Here is an 8601-nt window from a genome sequence, read left to right as displayed (position 1 = left end):
AAGGCCAAGACGGCCGAGCGCATGGGCCCGGTGGGCGAGGGCCGTGCCATCGAGGCGCGGGCGGTTTGCCTGCTGGCACGCGCCTGAGGGCGCCGCCCACACTCTTTTCAAAACTTAAAAGGACATCCGATGAGCGGTTTGCCGCCTTGCCCCCAATGCCACGCCGACTACACCTACGAAGACGGCAACCAGCTCATCTGCCCGCAGTGCGGCCACGAATGGAGCAAGGATGCGGCCGTGGCCGCTGAAGAAAAGCGCGTCTGGAAGGACGCCTACGGCAACGTGCTCACCGACGGCGATTCGGTCACCTTGATCAAGGATCTGAAGATCAAGGGCTCGTCCTCGGTCGTCAAGGTCGGCACCAAGGTCAAGAACATCCGCCTGATCGAGGGCGACCACGACATCGACTGCAAGATCGACGGCATCGGCGCGATGCAGCTGAAGTCGGAGTTCGTCAAGAAAGCGTGATCGGCCAGACAGCCGTCACTTGACGGGAATGGCCATGCCTCGGTCCACCGCCACGGCGGTGATGGAGTTCTGAGGCGAGCCTTCGATCAGCCGGTCCGAATAGGTCAGGTAGACGAGCGTGTTGCGCTTCTTGTCGACCATGCGGACGATGCGCAGCTTCTTGAAGACCAGGCTGATGCGCTCGTTGAAGATCTCTTCCTGTTCCGGCAGCGGCTTCGAAATGGCAATCGGCCCGACCTGGCGGCATGCGATCGAGGCCTCCGACTTGTCCTCGGCCAGGCCGAGCGCACCCTTGATACCACCCGTCTTGGCGCGCGACACGTAGCAGGTCACCCCATTCACGCCGGGATCGTCGTACGCCTCGATGACGATCTTGTGGTCGGGGCCGATGAACTTGAAGACCGTGTCGACCGCGCCGATCTGCTCGGCCAGCGCCGCGGCACCGGTGCCCAGCAGCGCAAGGGAAATGACGAGGTGTCGCATGTTGGCTTTCAGGCCCGCTTGAGCCGGATGTGGGCGATCAGCCCGCCGTCGCGCGCATTGGCCAGCTCGAAGTGGCCGTCCATGCGCTGCAGTGATTTCTTGACGATGGCCAGGCCCAGGCCGGCGCCGGTGGCCGCGGTGCGCGCGGCGTCGCCGCGGAAGAAGGGTGTGGTCAGGTGCTCGAGCTTCTCGGGCGCCACGCCGGGGCCATAGTCGCGCACGGTGATGATCACCGAGTCGCTGGTCTGCACGTGGGTGACCTTGACCTTGGCCACGCCGGTGTCCAGCGAGCGGCCGTAGCGGCGGGCGTTCTCGAACAGGTTGGCGAACACGCGGCCGAGTTCGGTGTCGTCGCCCTTGACCGTCAGCCCGGGCGTGAGCTTGAGCGAGATGCGGATCTGCGAGGTGTCGCGGAAGGCGGCCGCCTCGCGCACGATGACCTGGGTCAGGTCCACCGGGCCGGTGCGGGTCTCGTCGGGCCGCGCGTAATCCATGAACTTGTCGATGATCGCGTCGAGCTGGTCGATGTCGGCCGCCATGTTGCGGCGGGCCTCGTCGTCGGCCACGCTGATCTCGGCCTCCAGGCGCAGGCGGGCCAGCGGCGTGCGCAGGTCGTGCGAGATGCCGGCGAGCATCACGGCGCGCTGCTCTTCCACCTTGGCCAGCTCGCGCGCCATGCGGTTGAAGCCGATGTTGACGGCGCGGATCTCGCTGGTCAGCGTCGATTCGTCGAGCCGAGAATCGAATTCGCCTTCGCGGATGCGGCTGGCGGCGAAGCTCAAGTCCTGCAGCGGCCGGTTGATCAGCCGCGCGATGCCGACCGAGCCGAGCACGGTGGCCACCAGCGCGATGGTGACCCAGACGAACCAGGTGCCGGGCGTGAGCGGCTGCAGGCGCGTCGAGTCGGTCTGCATCCAGTACGGGTCGCGCTCGATGTTGAAGCCGACCCACAGCGCCGGCACGCCGTTGACCGTGCGCGCGACGACCGTGCTTTCACCCAGGCGGTTGCGCAGCTCGTTGGCCACCGCGCGGGTGAAGCGGTCGGTCTCGAAAGGCTCCCAGCGGTCACCCGGCTCGCGCGGGTTGATCTTGACGGCTTCCTGGTCGCTCATGGTCTTGACCACGGCGATGCGGTTGATGCCGTCCGAGAAGCGCAGCGCCGCGCGCGACAGGTTCACCAGGCTGGCGACCTGCTGCGCCGCCAGCACCGCGCGCGGCTCGAACTCGAGCTGGCGCAGCGTCTGCACCCACGCGAAGACGCCACCTGCCAGCAGGATGCCGAGCAGGAAGAACGTGCGCCAGAAGAGGTTCAGCGCGAAGGGTGGGCGCGGCATCTAGGCGAGGCTCCGGATCACGGAGCGTCGCCCGGCACGAAGACATAGCCCACGCCCCACACCGTCTGGATGTAGCGCGGGTTGGACGGATCGGGCTCCAGCATCTTGCGCAGGCGCGAGATCTGCACGTCCAGGCTGCGGTCGAAGGGCTCGAACTCGCGGCCGCGGGCCAGCTGGGCCAGCTTGTCGCGGCTCAAGGGCTGGCGCGGGTGGCGCACCAGGGCCTTGAGCATCGAGAACTCGCCGGTGGTCAGCGTGATCTGCTCGCCATCTTTGGTGAGCCGGCGCAGCGACAGGTCGAACTCGAAGGGGCCGAAGGTCACGATCTGCGGGTCCTTGGCCGGGGCGCCTGGGGCCTCGGGGGCCGGGCGGCGGCGCAGCACGGCGTGGATGCGGGCCAGCAGCTCGCGCGGGTTGAAGGGCTTGGGCAGGTAGTCGTCGGCGCCGACCTCGAGGCCGACGATGCGGTCGACATCCTCCACCTTGGCGGTCAGCATGATGATCGGCGTCGAGTCGTTGGCGGCACGCAGGCGCCGGCAGATCGACAGACCGTCTTCGCCGGGCAGCATCAGGTCGAGCACGATCAGGTCGATGGTCTCGCGCGTCTGCAGCCGGTTGAGGGCCTTGGCATCCTCGGCCAGCAGGACCTCGAAGCCCTCCTGCGTCAGATAGCGCCGCAGCAGGTCGCGGATGCGGGCGTCGTCGTCGACGACGACGATGCGGTCCGGGCGGGCGTTGGCGTTGGTGCTCATTGGCAGCTCCTAATTTGTAACAGAGGCATTGTGCAAGGCGGAATTGGCGATTCCGGCCCGCCTGACCCTCTGTTACAAATGTTGCCCCGCCTGTCAAGTGCTTGCCATCGGGCTCTCGGAAGGCCCTTCTGGCAGCGCACACATCGGGTTGGGCGGCGGCTTACTGGGCCACCCAGCCGCCGTCGACGTTGATCGCCGTGCCGCGGATGTTGGCAGCCGCCGGCGAGCACAGGAACACGGCCAGGCCGGCCAGTTCCTCGGGCGTGGTGAACTGCAGCGAGGGCTGCTTCTCGGCCAGCAACTGGCGCTTGGCTTCCTCGATGCTGACGCCGGCGCTGGCGGCGCGGGCATCGACCTGCTTTTGCACCAGCGGGGTCAGCACCCAGCCGGGGCAGATGGCGTTCACCGTGACCGGCGTCGTCGCCGTCTCGAGCGCCACCGCCTTGGTCAGGCCGACGATGCCGTGCTTGGCGGCCACGTAGGCCGACTTCTGCGCCGAGGCGACCAGCCCGTGCACCGAGGCGACGTTGATGATGCGGCCATAAGCGCGCGCCTTCATGCCGGGCAGGGCGACGCGGATCGCATGGAAGGCCGAGCTGAGGTTGATCGCGATGATCGCGTCCCAGCGCTCGACCGGGAATTCGTCGACCGGTGCCACGTGCTGGATGCCGGCGTTGTTGACCAGGACGTCGACCGCGCCGAACTCGGCCTCGCAGGCCTTGACCATCGCCTCGATCTCGGCCGGCTTGCTCATGTCCGCGCCGTGGTAGCCGACCTTGGCGCCGCCGGTGGCGTGCCGGGCCACCTCGGCCTTGGCCGCTTCGATGTCGCCGAAGCCATTGAGCATCACGTTCGCGCCCTGGGCGGCCAGGGCCTGGGCGATGCCCAGGCCGATGCCGCTGGTGGATCCGGTGACGAGCGCGGTCTTTCCGTTGAGCATGAAGGTTCTCCGAGGGGTTGCTACAGTGATTATCGAGAACCTCAGCTTGCAAGAACATGAACAACGCGTTGACCCCCCGCTTCGACAGCGTGCAATGCCTGGATGCCCGCGGCCTGCACCGCATGGCCTATGTGGAGTGGGGCGACCCGGCCAACCCCAAGGTGCTGGTCTGCGCCCACGGGCTCGCGCGACAGGGGCGCGACTTCGACACGCTGGCCCAGGCGATGGCGGGCGAGTACCGCGTGGTCTGCCCCGATGTCGTCGGCCGCGGCCGCTCCGATTGGCTGGCCGACCCGATGGGCTATGCGATCCCACACTACGTGGCCGACATGGTCACGCTGCTGGCACGGCTGAACGCGCAGGAGGTGCACTGGTTCGGCACGTCGATGGGTGGGCTGATCGGCCTGGGCCTGGCCTCGCTGAAGGGCTCGCCGATCGGCAAGCTCGTGCTGAACGACGTCGGCCCGCGCATCGAATTCGAATCGCTGCAGCGCATCGGCCAGTACCTCGGCGCACCGGCGCACTGGGCCACGCTGGACGAGGCGGCCGACGCGTTGTGGGCCATCTCGGAAAGCTTCGGCCCGCACACGCGCGCGCAGTGGCTGGCACTGAGCGCGCCACAGCTACGGCCCGATGGCGATGGCTTCAAGCCACACTACGACCCGGGCATTGCGCTGCCCTTCGGCCTGGTGACGCGCGAGATCACGGCCGCCGGCGAAGCAATGGCCTGGCAGGCCTATGAGGGCCTGCGCTGTCCGACGCTGGTGCTGCGTGGCGCCGAATCGGATCTGCTCAGCCGGGAGACGGCGGCCGAGATGGCGCGGCGCGGGCCCAAGGCCACCGTGCATGAGTTCCCCGGCGTCGGCCACGCGCCGACGCTGGTCCAGGCAGACCAGATCGAGGTCGTGCGCCGCTTTCTGCTCGCGCCATGAAGAGCCAGCCCGTCGCGCTCGACGAACCGTCGGCGCCTATCGTTGCGCTGGCAGATGACCTGAGCGCCGCGCCGCTGCCGGCGGCTGCGGCGCCGGACGTCGTGGCCAGCCCGCTCGAGCGGGCGCGCGCCTTTGCCGAGCCGCTGCTGCGCGGCCGATTGCTCGACACCGGCGAAGACGCCTTCGCGCATGCCGAGGGCGTGGCCGCGGTGCTCGGCGCGATCGGCGGCGCGCCGGCCCTGCAGGCGGCGGCCTACCTCGTCTATGCGGGCGATTTCCTGCAGCGGCCCGAGGAGGTGGTGGCCAAGGCCTTCGGCGAGTCCTATGCGAGCCTGGTGGCGCTGACGCGCAAGCTCGTGCAGATCCAGCGTGCGGCGCGCGAGGCCCAGGTCGAGCAGGAGTTCCAGGCCCGCCAGACCGAGCGCGTGCGCAAGATGCTGCTGGCCTTCTCGCGCGACCTGCGCGTGGTGCTGCTGCGACTGGCATCACGGCTGCAGACACTGCGCTTCTACGCGGCGGCCAAGCGCCCGTGCCCGCATGCGCTGGCGGCCGAGACGCAGCAGGTGTTCGCGCCGCTGGCCAACCGGCTCGGCATCTGGCAGGTCAAGTGGGAGCTGGAGGACCTGGCCTTCCGCTTCCTGCAGCCCGACGAATACCGCCGCATCGCCAAGCTGCTGCACGAGAAGCGCATCGAGCGCGAGGCGGGTGTCGAGGTGGTGCGCCAGGAGATGGCCGAGCACCTGAAGGCGCAGGGCATCCCCGCGCTGGTCTACGGCCGGCCCAAGCACATCTACAGCATCTGGAAGAAGATGCAGGGCAAGCACATCGATTTCGCGCATGTGCTGGATGTGCGCGCGCTGCGCGTGATCGTGGCCGACGTGCCGGCCTGTTATGCGGCGCTCAGCCGCGTGCACGAGCGCTACACGCCGGTGGCCGGCGAGTTCGACGACTACATCGCCAAGCCCAAGCCCAACGGCTACCGCTCGCTGCACACGGTGGTGCTGAGCGACGACGACCGGCCGGTCGAGGTGCAGATCCGCACCCAGGCCATGCACGAGCATGCCGAATACGGCGTGGCTGCGCACTGGGCCTACAAGGAAGCCGGCGTCAAGGGCTACGCCGGGGTCAGTGCAGCCGGCGAGTTCGAGGAGCGCATCGCCGAGGCGCGCAAGGCGGTGCTGCGCCAGCTGCTCGCGTGGGAGCGCGATTTCTCGACCCAGGGCGCCGGCGCCGCGGCGGCCGAAGGCGCGGGTTTCGACGACCGCATCTACGTCTTCACGCCGCAGGCCACGGTGATCGAGCTGAGCGCCGGGGCCACGCCGATCGACTTCGCCTACGCGGTGCACACCGACCTCGGCCACCGCTGCCGCGGCGCGAAGGTCGACGGTGCGATGGTGCCGCTGAACACGCGCCTGGCCAATGGCCAGACGGTGGAGGTGATTGCGGCGAAGGAGGGCGGCCCCTCGCTCGATTGGCTCAATGCCGAGCTCGGCTACCTGCACAGCCCACGCTCGCGCTCGAAGGTGCGGGCCTGGTTCAACGCGCTGGCGCAGACAGCGACGATCGCCAAGGGCCGGGAGCTGGTCGAGAAGCTGCTGCAACGCGAAGGTCGAACGGCGCTCAAGCTCGACGACCTGGCCGACAAGCTCGGCTTTCGCGATGCCCAGGCGCTGTTCGAGGTCGTCGGCAAGGACGAATACTCGCTGCGCAACATCGAGACGCTGCTGCGCCCGCCCGAAGCCGCACCCGAGGCTGACGAGATGCCCGCGCTGCGCCGCTCGCGTGCCGACGCCACGGGCACCAAGGGCGGGGTGCTGGTGGTGGGCGTCGAGTCACTCCTGACCAACCTCGCACGCTGCTGCCGCCCCGCGCCGCCGGACTCGATCGGCGGCTTCGTCACACGCGGCAAGGGCGTGGCCATCCACCGGCGCGATTGCAGCAACTTCCGCCACATGGCCGAGCGCATGCCCGAGCGCGTGATCGCGGTCGAGTGGGGCGCACCGCCGAAGGACCGCGACGCTGCCTACCCGGTGGACGTCGCGATCGAGGCCAGCGACCGCCAGGGCCTGCTGCGGGACATCTCGGAAGTCTTCGCGAAAGAGAAGATGAACGTCACCGGCGTGCACACGCAGTCGGTGCGCGACGCCGAGGGCAAGACCGCGTGGATGACCTTCACGGTCGAGGTGGCCGATGCCTCGCGCCTGAAGCAGGTGATGGGCCTGGTGGCGCGCGTGTCGGGCGTGCGCCACGTGCGACGCAAATGAGGCACAGGAGGCTCTGGCAACGAGAGTTGAAAAGCATGCTATAGTGCAAGGCTTCGCAGGCGCGTAGCTCAGTTGGTTAGAGCACCACCTTGACATGGTGGGGGTCGTTGGTTCGAATCCAATCGCGCCTACCAATAAAACCCAACGCCGACAAGCACTTAGCTTGTCGGCGTTGTCGTTTCTGGCGCTGCAAGGCGCGGCAACTTCTTCCCAAGTTCCCAAGTTTTTCCCAAGTTTCGGAGACAGGCGGCGTGCCGGCAAGCGGCTGGTTTCGGCAACGTTTGCGAAGTGGAAGTCCCGGCCATGAGCGTCTCCCGAGGCTGTTGTCGAGACCGGCCATTCATCTACCAAGGTGATTTGGCGGGGCCCTTGGATTTGGCCACCCGCCCGGACTTTGGTGATACGACGAGCGCTACTTGATCGCTCGACTGGTTGAGCGACCGCTTTGTCTGGCAGGTGCCTTTAGTTCGCTGGAACGTACAAAGCGTAGGACGCTTCGCGCAGCAACGAATCAACCGGCGTCGCAGTGACCTGCAGGTCGCAAGACGAGTTCATGTTGTTGTTCACGACAATGGACAGCGAGGTCGAGGTTTCGTTCGACTTGGTTACCGTCACGTCGCTGTGGCGATCGCAGAGATAGACCGCGCCAGGCGCTTGCCCACCCACCTGCCAAGTCACGGGAACCGTCGAGGTAAATTCCGCAGTCGAGCCGCTTGGTAGGTCAGCGAACATTTGGGTTCCAGAAGTCCCGGCCACTGCCCCGCCGGGATTCGTGAACTCGACGCCATCCACCTTCAGTGTCGCCTTGAGCCCAGCGCGGACGTTGAACTTGTAGTGCAAGCTGCCGGTGGTAGAAACGACCTTCGAGCAATTCACATCCCTGCAGAGTTGCAGCGTCACGTCGCCTTCGTGTACACCTCCCTCGAGCATCTGATCGGGCGACAAGGTGGTTTCAAACTTGGTGGAGCTTCCGTCGACCGCGGAAATGATGATCGGGTCCGGCCCGAAAACTGCCTCACCCATCAGCATTCGCACAGCGACCACATCAGACGGTGGGGCCGAAGCAAAGGTCGCCGTGACCTTGACGAACTCCGGCGAAGAGGCATCGTAGTAGGTACGGTCAAAGTGCTGCGTGTAGCTTTGCTCCACAGAACCGGGCGAATACGTCACTGCGATGGACTTGTTCGAGCTATCCCCGTCGGTACCGCCGCCTCCACAGGCTGCCAGGCCGACAGAGATGGAAATGGCCAGGCCGGCGGCCGCCGGGCGTGTCAGGCGACACATGTTCATCGAATCTCTCCCTCAAAGGATGCTGTCCGCGCGTCGGCCAGCCAAAAGCGCGGCAGTATGGTCCTCGCCCGGTGTCACCGACCGCCGTTATAGAGCCACCGATGTTCGGCGTATTGGAGCCAGCAACAGGTGAGTAAA

General features: G+C 67.1%; 8 protein-coding genes, 1 tRNA gene and 1 pseudogene. 5 read left to right on the top strand and 5 right to left on the bottom strand.

What is annotated here, in order from left to right; all coding sequences use genetic code 11:
- Both VJ693_RS12515 and VJ693_RS12510 read left to right on the top strand, forming a co-directional pair.
- Window positions 1–87 (top strand): annotated as a pseudogene (locus VJ693_RS12515) (2-C-methyl-D-erythritol 2,4-cyclodiphosphate synthase); the annotation flags it as partial.
- Between the two features lie 42 nt (window positions 88–129).
- Window positions 130–468 (top strand): zinc ribbon domain-containing protein YjdM, encoded by a 339-nt coding sequence (locus VJ693_RS12510; RefSeq protein WP_324154567.1) that lies wholly within the window; start codon window positions 130–132, stop codon window positions 466–468.
- Window positions 469–483: 15 nt separating this feature from the next.
- Here the strand turns inward: VJ693_RS12510 and VJ693_RS12505 are convergent, their stop codons facing one another.
- The 4 genes from VJ693_RS12505 to VJ693_RS12490 form a co-directional block, all read right to left on the bottom strand.
- Window positions 484–951 carry a CreA family protein gene (locus VJ693_RS12505; RefSeq protein ID WP_324154565.1) on the bottom strand — a complete coding sequence of 156 codons (468 nt, stop codon included), beginning with the start codon at window positions 949–951 and terminating at the stop codon, window positions 484–486.
- 8 nt (window positions 952–959) lie between these two features.
- Window positions 960–2285, bottom strand: coding sequence for a sensor histidine kinase (locus VJ693_RS12500; protein ID WP_324154563.1), 1326 nt, complete (start codon window positions 2283–2285; stop codon window positions 960–962).
- 17 nt (window positions 2286–2302) lie between these two features.
- Window positions 2303–3037, bottom strand: a complete 735-nt coding sequence (ompR, locus tag VJ693_RS12495) for a two-component system response regulator OmpR (protein ID WP_324154561.1) — start codon at window positions 3035–3037, stop codon at window positions 2303–2305.
- 160 nt (window positions 3038–3197) lie between these two features.
- Window positions 3198–3977, bottom strand: a complete 780-nt coding sequence (locus VJ693_RS12490; RefSeq protein WP_324154560.1) for a 3-hydroxybutyrate dehydrogenase — start codon at window positions 3975–3977, stop codon at window positions 3198–3200.
- A gap of 56 nt (window positions 3978–4033) precedes the next feature.
- On the opposite strand from VJ693_RS12490, the gene VJ693_RS12485 reads away from it, so the two are divergent.
- The 3 genes from VJ693_RS12485 to VJ693_RS12475 all read left to right on the top strand — a co-directional run bounded on the left by VJ693_RS12485 (window position 4034) and on the right by VJ693_RS12475 (window position 7307).
- Window positions 4034–4909 carry an alpha/beta hydrolase gene (locus VJ693_RS12485; protein WP_324154558.1) on the top strand — a complete coding sequence of 292 codons (876 nt, stop codon included), beginning with the start codon at window positions 4034–4036 and terminating at the stop codon, window positions 4907–4909.
- On the top strand, window positions 4906–7173 hold the full coding sequence (locus VJ693_RS12480; RefSeq protein WP_324154556.1) for a bifunctional (p)ppGpp synthetase/guanosine-3',5'-bis(diphosphate) 3'-pyrophosphohydrolase: 2268 nt from the start codon (window positions 4906–4908) through the stop codon (window positions 7171–7173). The genes VJ693_RS12485 and VJ693_RS12480 overlap by 4 nt, the downstream gene beginning before the upstream one ends.
- Before the next feature lie 57 nt (window positions 7174–7230).
- Window positions 7231–7307: transfer RNA gene (locus tag VJ693_RS12475), tRNA-Val, on the top strand.
- A 328-nt stretch (window positions 7308–7635) separates the two neighbouring features.
- Here the strand turns inward: VJ693_RS12475 and VJ693_RS12470 are convergent.
- On the bottom strand, window positions 7636–8463 hold the full coding sequence (locus tag VJ693_RS12470) for a hypothetical protein (RefSeq protein WP_324154555.1): 828 nt from the start codon (window positions 8461–8463) through the stop codon (window positions 7636–7638).
- Between the last annotated feature and the right edge of the window lie 138 nt (window positions 8464–8601).

It is taken from the genome of Ideonella sp. (assembly GCF_035254525.1).
Classification (GTDB): Bacteria; Pseudomonadota; Gammaproteobacteria; order Burkholderiales; family Burkholderiaceae_C; genus Ideonella.
Note: the sequence above shows the minus strand (reverse complement) of the source record. Positions and strands in the feature narration are given on the sequence as shown.